Below are 17674 nucleotides of genomic sequence, written 5' to 3'. Positions count from 1 at the left end.
TAGTTATAGCAAAATTTAAAAAAGTACATGTTGAAATAACAAATGTATGTAATCTAAAGTGCAGCTTTTGCCCTCCAAAGCTTCAGCCAAATGAGACAATGAAGCTTTCAAAGTTTGATGAATTAAACAAAGAGCTAAAAGAGGTAACTAATGAGTTAGCTTATCATGTAGTTGGTGACCCTTTAGTTTTAAAAAATTTAAATGAATACCTAGATATAAGTTTAAACCATGAACTAAAAGTAAATATTGTAACTACCGCAAACAATATAAATCAAAGTTTCCATGAGACTTTGATGCACAAAGCAATAAGACAAATAAACTTCTCAATAAACTCATATAATGCAAACTCGCACAAGAAGTCTTTAGAAGAGTATTTAAACCCAATAGTTGAGTTTACAAAATATGCAATTCAAAAAGAACAACACTTTTTTATAAACTTTAGAATTTGGAATTTAGATGATAGTAAAAGTGCTAAAGAGTTTAATAGCAAAGTGTTTAATTATTTAGAAAAGCATTTTGATGTAAACTTGGATTTAGATGCAATTTACAAAGAGAAACCAAAAAACATAAAACTTGCAAGAATGGTTTTTATAAATTTTGATGAATATTTCAATTGGCCAAGCTTGGATAATGAGTTTGTATCAGAAGAAGGAACTTGTTATGGATTGGATTCTCACTTTGCAATTTTAAGTTCTGGAAAAGTAGCTCCTTGTTGTTTAGATAAAGATGCGATTATAAATTTAGGAGATATTAATAACTCTTCAATTAAAGAGATTTTATCTTCTAAAAGAGTTCAAGATATAAAACAAGGTTTTAAAAGTGGCAAAGTAATAGAAGAACTTTGTCAAAAATGTGAATACAGAACAAGATTTGATAAATAAAGGTTTTAGATGTTAGAAGGACAAATGATAGCTTTAAGTGTTAGGGACTTTTTTACAAAGTCAATGCTTAAAATAGCTTTTTTACCACTTATAATTACAATGGCAGTTTTATTAATAGCTTTTTATAGTGCAGCAGATTATGGTTTTGACTCACTACAAGTTTATATTGAAACTACACAAAATGGACAAGATGTAGCAGTTGACCCAAATGCTCCTTTTTATTATATTTGGGCGACAGCAGTTATTGGGTTCTTATTTCAATACTCAGTAACTTCTTGGTTAGTAGGTTTTTTATTTTATACAATTGGAACACTATTTGTAATGATGTTCTCGGTGTTTACAACACTTATTATTATAGGTTTTTTAACACCTTTTATTTTAGAGATTATTCAAAAAAGACACTATCCTGAGATAAAAACAAATGGTTTTGGAAATATTCTAAGTCCTCTTTGGGTTTTAGCTAGAAGTGGTCTTATTATGGTGATTATGTTTTTTGTATTAATGCCTTTATACTTTATTCCTTTTATAAATATAATTGCATTTAATTTTCCTCTTTACTACTTTTTTCATAAACTTTTAAATTATGATATTGCTTCAACTATTCTTACTAAAGAAGAGTATGCAGTAATTCATGCAAAAAAAGCAAGCTCTTTTAGAGGAAGAACTATTTTCTTATATATTTTATCTATGATTCCTTTTATTACACTATTTACAGCTGTATTTTATATTATATATTTAGGTCATGGATATTTTCAAGAGTTAAAAAAGATTAGAAATAACGAAGATAGTATAATAAATAATTTAGATAAAAAGCAGATAACAAACTAGTTATAAAACTAGTCTGTATCCTGTTCCTTGAACATTTTTAAGAACATCAGAAGGAAGTTTCTTTCTGAAGTTTTTGATGAATAATCTCATAGCATTTGGTGTCATAATATCTTCATTCCAAATGATATTTTCCATCTCTTCATAAGTAATAATTCTATTTTTTTGAATTAGTAGTTTTAAAAATTGATTCTCTTTTCTTGTTAGTTTAAACTCTTCATCTGGTGATTGAATAATTGATTTACTCTCATCAAATAACCAACCTTCTAAAAGATTATAAACTCTAGCACTATCAAAACTTTTAACAAAAGCTTCTAAGGCTTCAATTAGTTTTCCTTCTGTAAGAGGTTTGATAATATATTTTACAAGATGAAGTTCAGTAGCTTCAAGCATATACTCTAAATCTGTGTGTGCAGAAGTTATAATAACTCTTACTTTACTATCAACTTTTCTAATTCTTTTAATTAGTTCAATACCTGTTTCATTTGGCATTTTAATATCTGTAATGATTAAATCAGGTTTATTTTGTTCATAAAGTTTGTAACCTTCTTTTGCATTTTTGGCTACATATGTCTCTTTAAATAAGTCCTTTAATACCTCGGTAATGTTCTTTCTAATACCTTCTTCATCTTCAATATATAAAATAGTGAAGTTTTTCAAGTTTGAAATTAGTGATTTGTCCATACAAAAAACCCCTATTATTAAAAGTATGGTATCATATCGAAAATAGCATTAGGGTTTAGAATTTGCAGTTAATGACAGAAAAGAATATCTCAAAAATAATAATTTATGTTTTCATAATTATCATGACAACAATGATTCTTATGATTTCTTATTTCTATGTAAAAAAGACATATGAAGATTTTGATAGACAGATGGACAAATATGTTCAAGATTATTATAAAAATCAAAAAATAATGTTAAAAAAAGAGATTGATACAATCATTGATGTAATCAAATATAATGCAACAAAAAGTGATGAAGAGAATGAAGATGAACTAAAAAGAGATACAGTAAGACTTCTAAATAATATCTCTTTTGATGAAGATAAAAGTAACTATATTTTTGTATATGAGGTTTTAGATATAAATGGTGGTGATGACTTTGCCAAACTACTTGTAAACCCAAATAGACCTGATTTATTAGGACGTATGCTTTCTACAAACTACAAAGATGCAAATGGCAAAAAGTTCCGTCAACAGTTTATGGAAGATATAAGACAAAAGGGTGAGTCCTTTACTGAGTATGCATATAAAAAAGTAAATAGTGAGACATCTAATCAAAAACTTTCTTATTTTAAATATTTCCCTAGATGGAGATGGGTTATTGCAGTTGGGGTTTATACAGATGATATTGAAGAAGAGATTTCAAGAAATAGAGAGCAACTTCAAAAGAGTATCCAAAATCAAATAGTTCAAAATATTTTACTATTTACACTGTTTTTATCAATAGCAATTGTTATTTCTATCTTAGTTTCACAAAAAATTGACGATGTTTTAAAGTCATATCAAAGAAGAGTAAAAGCAAAAACAGATGAGTTAAATGAGCTTAATGAGAACCTTGAAAAAAGAGTTGAAGATGAGATTGAAAAGAATAGGGAGCATGAACAGCTTCTTGTTCAAAAATCAAAGTTTATAGCCCTAGGAGAGATGATTTCAAATATTGCTCACCAATGGAGACAACCTTTATCTGAACTCTCTTCTATCTTTATGAATATCAAGTTTAAGTATTATATGGAAAGACTTGATGAGAAAACAATGGATAAAAAAGTAAGAGAAGCTGAGGCTGTATTAGAGTTTATGTCTCATACTATTGATGATTTTAGAAATTTCTTCATGCCTAAAAAGTCTAAAGAGGAGTTTTATTTAAGAAGTTCAATGGACTCTATTATGACTATTATTTCAAGTGCTTTATCAAATAATAGTATCTTAGTAGATATGGATATTCCTGAGGATATTAAGCTAAATACATATGCAAATGAGTTCCAGCAAGTAATTTTAAATATCATCACAAATGCAAAAGATGTTCTTATTCAAAATAAGATTCAAGAACCATGGATAAAAATCTATGCAAAAGAGACAGAAAACAATGTTATCTTACTTATTGAAGATAATGGTGGTGGAATCAAAGTAGAACCAAAAAGTAAAGTTTTTGAACCATATTTTACTACAAAAAAAGATAGTGATGGAACAGGTATTGGGCTTTATATGTCAAAGATTATTGTTGAAAAAAATATGAATGGAAAACTAAGAGTTAGAGATACAACTCATGGTGCAAGATTTGAGATTTATTTACCTAAATAGAAAGTAGTTTTACTTTCTATTTAATTATTATCTCTTTTTTTTCAAGACTAAAAATAGTCTTCTCTTCATCACTTGATTTTAAACTACATTTGTAAGAGTTGTTAGTTGATAAGTTACTAACAATTGATAAACCTAAGCCAAAACCATTTTTTCTGTTTTTTCTATTTTTACTTTTTGATGTTGTAAAAAATGGGTCAAATATTTTTTGACTATACTCTTTTTCTATTTTATTTCCATTATTTTCAAAGTAAATATTTTCACCCTCTGAATATACTTTTACATAGCCTTTTTCAATATGTTTTATTGCATTACAAATGATATTTATACAAATCTTTTTTAAATCAATTTTATTGAACTCTATCACTAAGTCTTTATTTATCTCATTTATCAATTGTACGTTTTCATTTTTTGGTAAAAGTGGGAATAGTTCATTTTCTAAAAAATAGTATAAGATGATTTTTTCTTTTGCTTTATGTCTTTCCATAGATGAAATAAACTCTAACATATCTACAGTAAGCTCATTTAAAAAGTTAATCTCTTTTTTCATATAATCAAGTGCTTCAGGAAGTTGTTTTTTAGATACTAATCCATCTTCAATCTCTTCTATATAACCATTGATTATTGTTATTGGTGTTTTAATATCATGGGACATTGAAATAAGAAGATTTGAAAGATTATGGTTTTTTTGTCTTAAATCTCCAATTAACGTTTCAAGTTGATTTGATAAATAGTTTATATCATCATTTATCTCATGAACTTCACTAATAAAGTTTTTACTGTTATTTTGTGTAAACTCTTGGTCTCTAATCTTTGCTAATCTTTCTTGTATAAAAAGAAATTTTCTTGAAAGGTAAGTTCCAGAAAATAGGCTAAGAAAACCAATTACTGGTAAAACTGATAATACTGTTAGAGAAATTTTTATAAGCATTACACTACAAATAGGTTTACCTATAATTACAAAAGTCATAACAGCAGTAAAAGTTGAAACAATAAGTCCTGCAACAGTAGCAAGTATTACAATAAATGTTTTAATTTTCATCTATTTTATATCCTATTCCTCTAATTGTTTTAATTATATTTTTATTGTGATGAAGAGATATCTTTTTTCTTATATTACAAATATGACTATCAATTCCTCTATCATCAATTTCACCTAAGTAGTTGTCATAAATCAGTTGAGCTAACTCTTGTCTTGAATATACTCTGTTTTTATTATTTGTAAAAACAGAAAGAATAAAATATTCACTAGGTGTGAAGTCAACTATGAAGTTATTTATAGAGATTTCTTTTGCCTCATCATTTACAACAATACTACTTGTCTCTTCTTGATTTTTAGAAACAATTAGTTCATCTCTTCTTTTTAAAAGTGATTTTATTTTAAGTGATAACTCTTTTGCAGAAAAAGGTTTGGCTATATAATCATCAATCCCATAGTTATAACCTTTTGTTTTAAAATCCTCTGTATCTAAAGCACTTATCATAATAATAAGTGTTTTTTTAGACTGATTTCTTATTGAGTTACAAAGTGTAAAACCATCTACATGTGGAAGCATAATATCTAAGGTAACAAGGTCATACTCTTTTGCTTTTATAAACTCTAAAGCACTTTTCCCATCTAGGGCAATATCCACATTATAAACTTTAGAATCAAGTCTATTTTTTATAAAGTGTACAATAGATTCTTCATCTTCTATTATCAATATATTTTTTTTCATTTAATACTCAATTTTTATTTAACTATAGTGTACTTCTCGTGATTATACAATTGTATTGTTAAGAAAGTATGAAGATTTTATCTTGACAATTTCTTAATAATTTCTTCATAAAATCTCAATAGTCTTAAAATAAAATGCACACATATAAAAGTACTAAAGGATATGTAATGAAAGAAAAAAAAGAAATTGGGCTTCATGAAGCTTATTATAATGATCCAGTAAAAAGTGATTTAGATATATTTGGGAGAGAAAGCGATGAGTCAAGAAGAGGGTTCTTAAAAAAATCTTCTATTTTAGCAATGGCTGCAATGGTTGGTTCAAATATACCTTTTGGTTCAAATATGCCATCTGGTCTTATTCCTGCTGCATTAGCTGATTCAACTGAACCTTTTAAAATAGAAGGAAAAGATGGATTAGTTTATCTAAATGATAGACCTGTAAATGCAGAAACACCGCCACATTTATTAAATGATGAATTTACACCTGGAAAACACTTCTTTATTAGAAATAATGGTGTTCCTCCAAAGAAAACAGAAAATCCAGATGAGTGGACTTTAGAAATTGCAGGAGAAAGCTGTGAAAAACCTACAACATTTACACTAAAAGAGTTAAAAGAGAAGTTTAAACACTATACTTATGCTTTACAATTAGAGTGTGGTGGAAATGGTAGAAAAGAAGTTAATCCTCCAGCAAAAGGAAATCAATGGACAACTGGTGCTATAGGTTGTGGTAGATGGACTGGTGTTAGATTAAGAGATGTTCTTGAGTATTGTGGTATTAAAAAAGATGCTGTTTATATTGGATATTATGGAAGAGATACTCACTTAAGTGGTGACCCAACAAAAGAGGTTATCTCAAGAGGTGCTCCAATGGAAAAAGCTTTAGAAGATGAGTCTTTAATCGCTTGGGCATATGAAGGCGAAGATATTCCTTTATATAATGGTTATCCTTTAAGATTAGTAGTTGGTGGATGGCCTGCCTCTGTATCTGGAAAATGGCTTAAAAAGATTGTTATTAGAGATAGAGTTCATGATGGTAAGAAAATGAATGGACAATCTTATAGAGTACCTAAAAATCCAGTTGCTCCTGGAACAAAAGTAGCCGATGAAGATATGGAAATTATTGAATCAATGCCTGTTAAGTCATTGATTACTTTCCCTAAATCAGGTGTAAGACATGAGTTAAATAAGAAGTTTAAATTCAATGGAAAAGCTTGGGCAGGTGATTTAGAAGTAACACAAATGGAAGTTTCAATTGACTTTGGAGCAACATGGAAAAAAGTTAAGAAGTTAAATAAACCACTAAACAGACTTGCTTGGCAATCATGGGAAGCATCAGTTAAGTTCCCTAAAACTGGTTATTATGAAGTTTGGGCAAGAGCTATGGACTCAAATGGTGTTAAACAACCAATGATTTTACCAGGTTGGAACCCAAGAGGTTATTTAAATAATGCTTGCCATAGAATAGCTGTATTAGTAGTGTAAGGAGTTTTAAATGAAATTATTCAAAAAAACTTTTGTAGCCCTAGGGCTACTTACACTTCTTTCTTCTTTTTCTTTTGCAGCTGAAAAGCAATATGATAAAGAGACAGGACTTATTATTGATTCTGGAATGGAAGTAGTTAGAGCAAACTGTACAGTTTGTCATAGTGCTAAGTTTATTACTTTACAAAGAGGTGATAGACAAACTTGGCTTGATATGATTAGATGGATGCAAGATTCTCAAGGGTTATGGCAGTTTGATGCACAAACTGAAAAGACTATTTTAGACTATTTAGAGAAAAACTATGCTCCTGATAAGGCTTCAAGAAGACAAAATCTAAGTAAAGACCTATTACCATAAATCAATTATTAGGGAAAATCTTCCCTAATAGCAATCTGGTACAATAAAAACTTCTAAAAATAGTATATAATTGCATATGGCAAAAAATCAAGACACTGCTTTTCAAACTAAAATTTGGAAACCAAAGTTTAGTGATGACATTACTTTTCATAAGGCTTATTTTCTAAACTACGGTTTTGATAAGCATGTTCACGAAGACTATACTATTGGACTAATCCAAAATGGACATATGGATGCATTTGTTGATGGTGAAAAAAAGAGCTTAGATAGTTCTACTATTGTTAGTGTAAATCCTGATGAAACCCATGCTTGTCAAACTTTTTACCATAAAGACTATACTCTTTATTCAATCTATTTAAAACCAAATTTATTTAAAGAGCTTGTAAATGAAAACTTTCATACAAGTGAACTATATTTTAAAGAAGGTGCTTATTTTGATAAAGAGCTTTCAAGTAGATTTTTGAAGATACTAAACTTTAGTGAAAATCAATATCTTTCTAACTTAGATTTTGAGTGTGAGCTTTTAGATTCTGTTAAAAGTTTAGTCTCAAAAAACGTAAAATACAGTATTGACAAAAATATTTCAAATCATCAATCAATGATAAAAAAAGCAAAAGAGTTTATGAGTGAAAACTACCATTTAGATTTAAACTTAGATGATATCTCAGATGCTTTAGATGTATCAAAATACCATTTTCTAAGAACTTTCAAGGACAAAACTTTTCTTTCTCCCCATAATTACCTTATGCTAAAAAGAATAGAAAAAGCAAAAGAGTTACTTCAAAAAGGTGAAAGTCTTACAAATACAGCGCATATTTGTGGCTTCAATGACCAAAGCCATTTAAATAGAAGATTTAAATCTATCATGGGCTTAACTCCTGGGGAATACAAAAAGTTTTTTAATTAGCAATTTCATACAAGACAATAATTTCTTTCTTTGATAATATTCTTTTATGGATAAAAATTTTAGAAACGGATTTATAGCTAATCTTCCAATTGGAATTAGTGTTTTTGCTTACGGTGCAGTTTTAGGTGTACTTTGTGTTCAAAAAGATATTGAGTTTTACCAATTAGCTTTGATGAATATCTTTATTTTTGCAGGTTCTTCTCAATTTGTAATTGTAGATATGTGGAATACAACTCTTGATATTATTGGAGTGACGATTGCAGCACTTCTTGTAAATCTTCGATATTTTTTAGTTACTGCTTCATTGAATACTCTTTTTGTAGGCACAAGTAAAACTCAAAAATTTAAATATATGCACTTTGTGACTGATGAGTGTTGGGCTATTACAATGCAAAGATTAAAACAAGAAAGTATTACTCCTATGTTTTTATTGGGTGGAGGAGTTTGTATTTTTTCAGTTTGGTTTGCAGGAACTTCCCTTGGATATTTTTTAGGTGATTTTATTCAAAGTCCAGAAAAATACGGTTTAGACTTTGCCTTTATTGCAATCTTTTTAGCTCTAGCTATTAGTATGTATAAAGGAAAAGAAAATATTATTCCTTGGCTTATAACTATTGTAAGTGCTTTTGCTTTTGAGCAGTTAATAGATGGAAAAATATATATAGTTTTAGCAGCTATTTTAGGTGCTTTTTCAGCTGTAGTTTTTTCAAAGGATGAAAGATATGGATAGTTTTACATTTAGTGCCTTAGCTATAATATTTTTAGTTGCATTGGGAACTTATAGTTTAAGGGTTTTTGGAATTCTTCTTTCAAGTAAGTTATCAAAAAACAAAAAGATAGAACTATTTTTAGACTATCTTCCTTCTACTTTACTTTTAGCCTTGGTTTTTCCAAGTATTATAAAAGAAGGAGTTGCTGGAGTAATCGCAAGTTTACTTATTGTTTTGATTATGTATAGAACAAATAATGTTCTTCTTTCTATGTGTGTTTCTATTTTATTTATAGCTCTTTTTAGAAACTATATGACATAAGCCTTTTGGCTTATGCTTTGATTTTTTTGTATGCTTCACCTAAACTTTTAGAGGCTTTTAGAAGTAGAACTTTTTCTTCTTTATTTAAAGAGACATTTAGTCTATATTCAACACCTTTACTTCCAATTGTACAAGGAAGACTAAGAACAGTTCCTTTTTCTAGGTTGTACTCTTTATTTGCTTTTACTGATACAGAGAATATTTTCTTTTCATCTCGAATAACACTTTGAATAAGTTTTGCAACAGCAACTGCAACCCCAAAGTTTGTATATCCTTTTCTTTGGATAATCTCATAGGCTCTATTTTTTACTATTTGCATAGTATTCTTTTTTAGTTGCTCTAATTTCAAACCCTTTGGAAGAGGGAAATTTTTTAGTTTGATTGAACCAATTATTGCATTTGACCAAACAGCAAACTCACTATCTCCATGCTCACCTATAACATGAACATGAACATTTTTTCTATTTACATTTAACTCTTTTCCAACTTGAAATCTTAATCTTGAAGTATCTAAAAGTGTTCCTGAACCAAAAATCTTGTTAGAGTCTCTTTTACTTGCTTCTTGTGCAACTCTTGTAAGAATATCAACAGGATTTGATACCATAACTAAAACAGCATTTGGCACGTATTTATCAAGGTTTTTGATTATATCTTTTATGATTTTTGCATTTCTATCAAGAAGTTCTAATCTTGTCTCACCTTCTTTTTGTCTAGCTCCTACTGTAATAGCTACAATACTACACTTAGCTAAGTCTTTATAATCATTTGTAGCTTTTACAGTCATCTCTGAAAGTAGTGGAATAGTGTCATCTATATCCATAGCTTCTGCTATTGCTTTGTCTTTGTCTCTATTGAAAAGAACAATCTCTTTTCCAACATTTCTAAGAACTAAAGCATTTACAATAGCTGCACCTACATTTCCTGCACCAATTACACCTATTTTTGTAAGACTTGACATATGAAAAACCTTTTGTTTTTTATTTGAATTGTAGCTAGATAATTTTAAGGAAAAGTTATTTTAGGAAGTCTATTTTTCTTTCGTCTTTCCATCTTTTTTTATTTCTTCTTTTAAAAGAGGTGAAAGCACTTATTCCTATCAGTAACGCTAGTAGATAATAAGCATAAGTCTCCATGATATCCTTTCATTTTATATTTTGAAAGTATATCAATAAAAACTCTGCTTACTTAAAAGTATTTCATTTTGCAATGTTTTTGTTTTTGTAAAAACTATAAGAAAAATATGTCAGTATAACTAGCGTACCAATTACGATATAAATAAGGGAAATATCCCTTGCTGAAGATAGGTTTATAACAGTTGCTAAATAAGTAGCTCCCATAGAAGAAAGCCCAAAGTTTAGTGCTGAAAATAGACCCGATGCTGTTCCTGCATTTTCTTTAAAGTCTTCTAGTGCAAAAGCAGGGCAAGCACTTACAAAAATAGTACAACCTACAGCGATAATAGCCATAGGTAAAACATATGTTTGCCAAATACCAAAAGATGAAAGAGCAAAGATTAATACTCCTCCAAAAGTATAAAATAAGATACCAATACTTACTGTGTTTTTTATTCCTATTTTTTCTACAACTAAAGGAACAGTAAAACTACCAATCATAAAAACAAAAGCTATAAGCATAAACATCCAACCAAATGATACTTTTGATACACCTAAATACCCAATCAAATATAAAGGTGCAATAGTTAAAAAGAACATAAACCCAAGAAAACCAACAAGTGTAAGACTAAGATATAGTACAAAGTTTTTATTTGTCACTACACTTTTGTATACTTCTATTGTTGACTGCTTTTCTAAGATATCATCTTTTTTACTTTTTACTAAAGTCTCTGCTGTAAAAAGATAAGTCCAAACAATACTACATAAACCAATAATAGAAAACAGAGTAAATACATATTGCCAAGAGTTTGTTTCTAAAATAAAAGCCCCAATAAGTGGAGCAGATACGGGAATAATCGCTAAAGAACCGTTTAGATAACTATAAGCTCGTCCAAGTTTTACTCCATCAAAGGTATCTCTGATAATTGCAAAGATTGCAGCAAAACAAGCACTTCCTCCAAAGCTTTGTAAAGCTCTGTATGCTAAAAACTGAGTTGGGCTATCTTGAGTTATCTTTGATATTAAGTATGAAGCTATAGAAAAAATAACAAGTCCTATAAGCGCTACATTTCTTCTTCCTATAATATCACTGATTCTTCCCCAGAACATCTGTCCTATTCAAATCTTATATTTATGTGTAAATTTACTCGTATTTTAGGACTATCTACTATTAAATGACATTTCTGTAAACTTTTAATCTTAAAATTTTAGCATACTTAATCTCCCTTCGTCAAATTTTGTGCCAAATATTACAGGTTATTGAACTTGTCTTTGTAACTCATCTTTGTAGCAATTTTCTTTCCACATTAATCCTCTTAATATATTTAACATTTGCAGGTTAATTACGATATCACCTTAATATACATTATGTATTATTATCATCTAAATATCCACATTAAACATACATTAAAAGCATATCATATACTTAAAATTTATTTAAGAAACATCTCAATCTCTAATGTTTTTTTATAGTAACATCTACAAAAATACCTTATTTAAGGTGTTTGTAGATATTTTGATATACAACACTTTTTGTACATGTTATTTGTTCATTTTTAGGTTCTTTGATCTATAATATATATTCAATAAATAGTTAGGCACTAAAACCAAAAAATGGAGAATATTCAAATGAAGAAATATAAGGCATTTACAATAAATGATGATGGAACAAGAAATAAAATAGATGCTAATTCTATTGTTATTGAATTAACAGAAAATAAAATTATAGAGTTAGACTTGAATCCACAATCAAATCATTTTGGTGGTTTACCTATAATCACCCCTGCAGATGAAGAACAAAATACATTCCCTGTGTTTAATGTAAAGCCAAGTGCAAGTAATGTTTTGCATATTTATGTTGAACATATCGAACTGAAAAAAAATGAAAAAGAATAAATTATTATTATTTAGCGTTAATCTTTTTACCATAGGGATAATCTTTCTTTATCTTGAAACTAATTTTTATCAATTTGTTGATCACAATAATTTTTTGCAAGAAAGTTGGTTTATGCCACTTGGCTTTTTTAGCTTAATTTTTGGAGCTCTTGGATTATTGTTAGTGTTTGTAAAAACAATTTGGTTGAAAATTAAAAATAATTAGTACAAAGAAAAGCCTAACACAGCCCTCAAGAGGAACGGCAAGAGGCTATGCTGTTTGCCAAACTCAAAATTGAATCAAAACTTATAAATGCTAAATCAGTTTCGGGATAAATCACTTGCCACCCCCCCCTTAGCTAAACGTTAGATCATAAATAGTTAAAATACTCTTATAACCTCTTCTTTTTAGCTACATCTTGAATCGCTCTATAGATTGTATTACGAGCTACATGAAAAATCTTTGATAAGAATGCAACAGATTTTCCTTTTTCACGCTGTTTGTATATAATATTCTTTTCTTTAGTACTAAGAATAGCTTTTCTACCAAAATGAACACCTTTTTTCTTTGCAGCTTCAATTCCTTCCCTAACACGTTCATTTATTAAATCACGTTCGAATTCTGCAATAGCACCTAACATAGTAAATAATAGTCTACCTGCTGGAGATGTTGTATCAATATTTTGATGTAATACTTTTAAGTTTACATCCTTGCTCTCTAAAAACTTTGCAATATTATGAAGATCTATTACAGACCGTGCTAACCTGTCAAGTTTTGTAATATAAAGTACATCACCTTCTCTTACAAAATCCATCATAATATTAAACTGTTCACGATCTGCTTCATTCTTTCCTGATCTTTTTTCTGAGAAGATCTTTTCACAGCCAGCACTTTTGAGTTGCTCTATTTGATTCTCAAGATTTTGACTAGAAGTTGAAACTCTTGCATAACCTACATTCATAATAAATCCTTTGTGTTGAACTTACTATTTATCTCATATATTTGAAGGATTGTAAAGTAATGTAGTTTTCCCTAAAAGAACAGATAAAGAGTATAAAAAAATCATTTTAATTGAGTTACTAGCAATAGTATATACAGATAATATAATGCATCCAGCAAAAAACAAATTATTTATACTATTGTAGATACATGGAGCATCAATTCAAGCTTAGTAGTTGTATATGGTGAGTGTTCTAGAAGTTTACTGTCTCTTTATATTCAAGGTAAGGCTTTACTTGATTTGAATTAGTTTAAATTTTAAATAGAAATAAAATAATTATAAAATGAGAAAAACTAAAAAATAAATTATTTCTATCTTTTAAATTAAATAATGTTAAAATTAAACAATTATAAAAATTAGATTAATTTCTAAAAAAAAGAGAAATCAATGAAAATTAATTTTACTAATAATCAAGAAATATATTTATTCAGTAATAAAAATATAGAAAGTAAAGAAATAAATACTGTAGAAAAAAGTACATTAAAAAATCACACTAACGGTAGCTCTAATAATTTGCTTATTATTCCGACTAATAGTATTGAAAATGTTTCAACAGAAAATTTTTTTAAATTAAAAAATGAAATTAATGAAACAGAAGAAAATATAAAAAATGATAAGAAAAGAGTAAAAAAAAGTGAATCTTCTGATGAATTAGGATCTCTTGAAATGTTATATAAAAAACAACAAGAACTACAAAAACAAATAGCTCAGTTTATGTCAAAAATGGCAGAGGCAAGTGAAGAAGAAATAAAAGTACTTATGGAAAAAGTTTCAGGATTAAGTGCACAAGTAAGTACTATTAATGAACAAATTCAAAAAGTTTTAGAAAAATCTAGATCTAAATAAAAATTTTTATAGTAGACGTTTGTTTTTTAATCATATATATAAAGAACAATTTTTTTGTTTAAATTAATATTATTTATTATGAACAAACTTTTTTATATATTAATTCTATTTATGTTTTTTTGGAAATTTTATATTATTTAATATTTTTACAGCAATAATTGTTAAAAAAGTTCCTAAAATAATTGAAGGAGTAATTACTTCATTTAAAAATATTCCACTTAGAGTTATTGCTGCAAAAGGAACTAAAAATATAAATGAACTTACTTCACTTGCACCTAATTTTTCAATCCCTAAGAAATAAATGGTATTTGAGAAAGTTGATGCACCTATCGATAAAACTAACATATTAACCCAAAATATTGAATCTAAAGATGAATAGTCTATACTTACCAAATCTACAAAGAAAAATATATTTAGAATACAAATTACCATATACAGATAAAATGTAAATACAATTGGCGAAATATTAGATGCCTTAGAGCTTAATATTGTTACTATAGCCCAAAGAAGTGCTGCTAAAATAAAGTAAAGATTTTGTATTACTAATACTTCTTCAAGATTAAAAGACCAAATATCTAACATGGTCATAACACCTATTGCTCCTAAGGATAAAGCAATCAGATCTTTTTTTGTAATTTTCTTTGTTCCTAAAATAGCTAATATTAAAAAAGTAATTATGGGAATTAGACTTGTTACAAAAGCTCCTCCAAGACTTGCAGTACCATATTTTGTTCCTAAATAAAAATACTTCATATATCCTATTAATGTAATAGATGTAAGGAAAACCCATATAAAACTTTTAAAATCTATTCTGAATGATTTTTTGAGAAATATTATAATTGGAACCATTGTTATTGCAGTTATGAAAAACCTAAAAAACATGGTTTCAAACTCGTTAAGATAATTACTTAATACCTTTATATTTACCCAAGAAGCTCCCCATCCTATCATTGCTAAAAAAAGTAAAAAATAAAATAAGTTTTTGTTTGTTGTAGTCATAAAGCCTCTTTTTAATTAATAAAAGAAGTTTATCTAATGTTAGTAATTATTGTATAGAATAAAGTTGCGGTTTTTGTTTATCCATGTAGGAGAAAAATCAAAGATTCGTTTGAAGTTTCTATTAAAGTGAGATTGGTCATTAAATCCAGACTCAATTGATGCCTCAATTATACTGTAACCTTTCTCTATTAGCTTTCTTGCATTTTCAACTTTTTTATTTATTATATATTGATGAGGAGTTAATCCAATTTCTTCTTTAAATATTCGTATAAAATGATATTTACTCAATCCTATATTAGTTGATAGTTCATCTAAACTTGGGGAGTTGTATAAAGTATCGTTTATCAATTCTATGCTTTTAGAAATAACTATATTATTGTTGAAATGACTATCTAACTGTTTTCCAACTACTGTATAATTTTTAATTAAATAAGACAAGGCATCGATACAGTATGTTTCTAATTCAATATAATCTTTTTTATATATTACAGATTCAAAGACATCTCTTAATTTTGAATATAAAAGTAAATCATTAATAATATGCTTTTCAAATATAGGCTCTTTCTTCTCATAAAAAATCTCAAAATAAATTTCACTCATCAATTCAACAGAAGGATAAAAATAATGGTTAAACCAATTTTGTGATATACCTCCATGAAGTTCATATGGATTGTTTACTCTTGTAGAGTTTGCATAAAAGTCAAATGTATTATTCTTATTTCTAGATTTATATAAACCTTGATGTGTAATACCTATAGAATAAGTATCATGGAAATGCATACTAAAATTTTTATTAGATTCTTTTACATTAGTGAAAAGAATATTATTCAATAATTTATTCATTTTATTATTATACACTAAAGAGAAAAATTTTATTAAAAGAACTGGTTATATATTTTCTATATTGGCATCTTTTTATAGAAATTTTTAAATGATTAATCCTAAACTATTTTTCATATTTACTGTTAGTAGGTTTTAAAATAAATATAAAACTCACTGTACTATAATTATTAATGAATCTAATGTTAGATATTATATATGTATAAACTAATTATTATATGTTAAAAAAGGTTTATTATGACAATATCTTATAATACTAAAAATAGCTACATAAATGAACTACAAAAGAAAAATAGAGAAAAAAGAATAGAGATTAGAAAAGAGCTTCTCGAAAAAGCAATTGGTATAAAAAAAGATGAGAATAAAATTGCACTAATAATAAAAGATGAAGTTATTGCATTGGATAAAGAAGTTTATAATATGCAAAATAAATATTTTAAAAATTCTTTTATCTCTTATCAAGGTGCTTTAATAGCAAAGGAAGAGGATACAAACTATATCAATGCTACAATAAATAATCTACAAAAAGAAGAGGAAAAACAAGAAGAAAATGGCATTTTCCTTGATATTTCAACAGATGCAAAAACAAAAGGTTATCAGGCTGCTAATAGTCCTGCAACACAACTTCAAAAATTATATAAAAAACTAAGAGAGTATGAAAGTAAAGTTGCATCGCTAATGAAAAAGTTGAATTTTACAGACAATCCACATCAAGCGAATCAGATAAATGAAAAGATAGTAGAGCTGAATCAAAAAATATCTGCAATAAAAGAACAAATACAAAATATTACAAAAGCATAACAATATATTAAAATGTGAATTAACTTAAATTCTGGTGGAGAACTTATGGTTTTGCAATTAATACTCCACCAGCTGTTATCATTACACTTCCAGCTACAATATTAATTTTTCTTTTAGCACTTTTACTTTTAAATAGTTTTTTTGCACTATTTGCACTATATGCATAAGCTATAAGTACTACACTAAGTACTATTGTAACAAGAGTCGTAACAATAACAATATCAGAAATAGTCAATGTCTCTAAATTTATAAAAGTAGGTAGAAAACCTAAATAAAAGAAAATAACCTTTGGATTACTTAGTGTTATTAATAGACCTGCAATAAAGTTTTTCTTCCACGGTAAACTTTTTATTTCTTTTATATTTGTTTCTTCTTCTTTTGTAGTTATTATTTTATATCCTAAATATAATAGGTACATACCTCCAATATATTTTACAATAATAAAAAAATCACCTAATATTGAAGCTATTGCGCTCAATCCAAAAATAGCTAAAAGTAAAAAAACTATATCACCAATAACCATTCCAATTACTAAAAAAGAAGTGTTTTTTAAACCTGAAGATAGAGCATTTGAAATAATTGCAAATAATCCAGGTCCAGGACTAAGTGCAAATAAAAACATTGCTCCAGAAAATGTTAACATATCAATTAATGACATTGGCTTTCCTTATTTAATTTAAATTTTATCCAAATTCT

The 17674-nt window shown here is 27.6% G+C and carries 20 protein-coding genes; 11 read left to right on the top strand and 9 right to left on the bottom strand.

The genetic code is table 11. The annotated features are described in order from the left end of the window. The first annotated feature begins 5 nt into the window (after nucleotides 1-5). Together CRV03_RS03715 and CRV03_RS03710 are read left to right on the top strand one after the other, a co-directional pair. On the top strand, nucleotides 6-881 hold the full coding sequence (locus CRV03_RS03715; RefSeq protein ID WP_375153733.1) for a radical SAM/SPASM domain-containing protein: 876 nt from the start codon (nucleotides 6-8) through the stop codon (nucleotides 879-881). 9 nt (nucleotides 882-890) lie between these two features. Continuing rightward, nucleotides 891-1709, top strand: coding sequence for an EI24 domain-containing protein (locus tag CRV03_RS03710; RefSeq protein ID WP_129083804.1), 819 nt, complete (start codon nucleotides 891-893; stop codon nucleotides 1707-1709). Here the strand turns inward: CRV03_RS03710 and CRV03_RS03705 are convergent, their stop codons facing one another. Further along, nucleotides 1710-2390 (bottom strand): response regulator transcription factor, encoded by a 681-nt coding sequence (locus tag CRV03_RS03705; protein WP_129083803.1) that lies wholly within the window; start codon nucleotides 2388-2390, stop codon nucleotides 1710-1712. It abuts the gene before it with no gap. A gap of 71 nt (nucleotides 2391-2461) precedes the next feature. Between CRV03_RS03705 and CRV03_RS03700 the strand changes: the two genes are divergently transcribed. After that, entirely contained in the window at nucleotides 2462-4009 is a 1548-nt protein-coding gene (locus CRV03_RS03700) for a cache domain-containing protein (RefSeq protein ID WP_258239004.1), read from the top strand. 16 nt (nucleotides 4010-4025) lie between these two features. On the opposite strand, the gene CRV03_RS03695 is transcribed toward CRV03_RS03700, so the two are convergent. Further along, the gene (locus tag CRV03_RS03695; RefSeq protein ID WP_129083801.1) at nucleotides 4026-5048 is read right to left on the bottom strand and encodes a HAMP domain-containing sensor histidine kinase; all 1023 of its coding nucleotides are present in this window, start codon (nucleotides 5046-5048) and stop codon (nucleotides 4026-4028) included. Next, nucleotides 5038-5724 carry a response regulator transcription factor gene (locus CRV03_RS03690; protein WP_129083800.1) on the bottom strand — a complete coding sequence of 229 codons (687 nt, stop codon included), beginning with the start codon at nucleotides 5722-5724 and terminating at the stop codon, nucleotides 5038-5040. The genes CRV03_RS03695 and CRV03_RS03690 overlap by 11 nt, the downstream gene beginning before the upstream one ends. A 167-nt stretch (nucleotides 5725-5891) precedes the next feature. Between CRV03_RS03690 and CRV03_RS03685 the strand changes: the two genes are divergently transcribed. The 5 genes from CRV03_RS03685 (at nucleotide 5892) to CRV03_RS03665 (ending at nucleotide 9504) form a co-directional block, all read left to right on the top strand. After that, nucleotides 5892-7208, top strand: a complete 1317-nt coding sequence (locus CRV03_RS03685; protein WP_129083799.1) for a sulfite oxidase — start codon at nucleotides 5892-5894, stop codon at nucleotides 7206-7208. Between the two features lie 10 nt (nucleotides 7209-7218). Beyond that, nucleotides 7219-7566 carry a hypothetical protein gene (locus tag CRV03_RS03680; RefSeq protein WP_129083798.1) on the top strand — a complete coding sequence of 116 codons (348 nt, stop codon included), beginning with the start codon at nucleotides 7219-7221 and terminating at the stop codon, nucleotides 7564-7566. 76 nt (nucleotides 7567-7642) lie between these two features. Continuing rightward, nucleotides 7643-8473, top strand: a complete 831-nt coding sequence (locus CRV03_RS03675) for an AraC family transcriptional regulator (protein WP_129083797.1) — start codon at nucleotides 7643-7645, stop codon at nucleotides 8471-8473. 46 nt (nucleotides 8474-8519) lie between these two features. Then, on the top strand, nucleotides 8520-9203 hold the full coding sequence (locus CRV03_RS03670; RefSeq protein ID WP_129083795.1) for an AzlC family ABC transporter permease: 684 nt from the start codon (nucleotides 8520-8522) through the stop codon (nucleotides 9201-9203). Next, complete coding sequence (locus CRV03_RS03665; RefSeq protein ID WP_129083794.1) at nucleotides 9196-9504, top strand: AzlD domain-containing protein; 309 nt, start codon at nucleotides 9196-9198, stop codon at nucleotides 9502-9504. The genes CRV03_RS03670 and CRV03_RS03665 overlap by 8 nt, the downstream gene beginning before the upstream one ends. A 10-nt stretch (nucleotides 9505-9514) precedes the next feature. Here CRV03_RS03665 and CRV03_RS03660 read toward each other — a convergent pair whose 3' ends face one another. Beyond that, nucleotides 9515-10462, bottom strand: a complete 948-nt coding sequence (locus CRV03_RS03660; protein ID WP_129083792.1) for an L-lactate dehydrogenase — start codon at nucleotides 10460-10462, stop codon at nucleotides 9515-9517. A 238-nt stretch (nucleotides 10463-10700) separates the two neighbouring features. Beyond that, entirely contained in the window at nucleotides 10701-11726 is a 1026-nt protein-coding gene (locus CRV03_RS03655) for an MFS transporter (RefSeq protein WP_129083791.1), read from the bottom strand. 519 nt (nucleotides 11727-12245) lie between these two features. Here CRV03_RS03655 and CRV03_RS03650 point away from each other — a divergent pair. Next, complete coding sequence (locus CRV03_RS03650) at nucleotides 12246-12512, top strand: hypothetical protein (protein ID WP_129083789.1); 267 nt, start codon at nucleotides 12246-12248, stop codon at nucleotides 12510-12512. Nucleotides 12513-12883: 371 nt separating this feature from the next. Here CRV03_RS03650 and CRV03_RS03640 read toward each other — a convergent pair whose 3' ends face one another. Further along, nucleotides 12884-13453: a recombinase family protein gene (locus CRV03_RS03640; protein WP_129083787.1), complete on the bottom strand. Its 570-nt coding sequence runs from the start codon at nucleotides 13451-13453 to the stop codon at nucleotides 12884-12886. A gap of 426 nt (nucleotides 13454-13879) precedes the next feature. Between CRV03_RS03640 and CRV03_RS03635 the strand changes: the two genes are divergently transcribed. Next, nucleotides 13880-14338 (top strand): hypothetical protein, encoded by a 459-nt coding sequence (locus CRV03_RS03635; protein WP_129083786.1) that lies wholly within the window; start codon nucleotides 13880-13882, stop codon nucleotides 14336-14338. Between the two features lie 105 nt (nucleotides 14339-14443). Here the strand turns inward: CRV03_RS03635 and CRV03_RS03630 are convergent, their stop codons facing one another. Then, nucleotides 14444-15337, bottom strand: coding sequence for a DMT family transporter (locus tag CRV03_RS03630; protein ID WP_129083785.1), 894 nt, complete (start codon nucleotides 15335-15337; stop codon nucleotides 14444-14446). A 39-nt stretch (nucleotides 15338-15376) separates the two neighbouring features. Beyond that, complete coding sequence (locus CRV03_RS03625) at nucleotides 15377-16180, bottom strand: AraC family transcriptional regulator (protein WP_129083784.1); 804 nt, start codon at nucleotides 16178-16180, stop codon at nucleotides 15377-15379. Nucleotides 16181-16414: 234 nt separating this feature from the next. On the opposite strand from CRV03_RS03625, the gene CRV03_RS03620 reads away from it, so the two are divergent. After that, nucleotides 16415-16978 carry a hypothetical protein gene (locus tag CRV03_RS03620; RefSeq protein ID WP_129083783.1) on the top strand — a complete coding sequence of 188 codons (564 nt, stop codon included), beginning with the start codon at nucleotides 16415-16417 and terminating at the stop codon, nucleotides 16976-16978. Nucleotides 16979-17021: 43 nt separating this feature from the next. Here CRV03_RS03620 and CRV03_RS03615 read toward each other — a convergent pair whose 3' ends face one another. Next, a complete protein-coding gene (locus tag CRV03_RS03615; protein WP_129083782.1) occupies nucleotides 17022-17636 on the bottom strand; it encodes a LysE family translocator in 615 nt (204 codons plus the stop codon). Nucleotides 17637-17674 lie beyond the last annotated feature (38 nt).

This window comes from Arcobacter sp. F155 (assembly GCF_004116455.1).
In the GTDB taxonomy this organism is placed as follows: domain Bacteria; phylum Campylobacterota; class Campylobacteria; order Campylobacterales; family Arcobacteraceae; genus Halarcobacter.
Note: the sequence above shows the minus strand (reverse complement) of the source record. Positions and strands in the feature narration are given on the sequence as shown.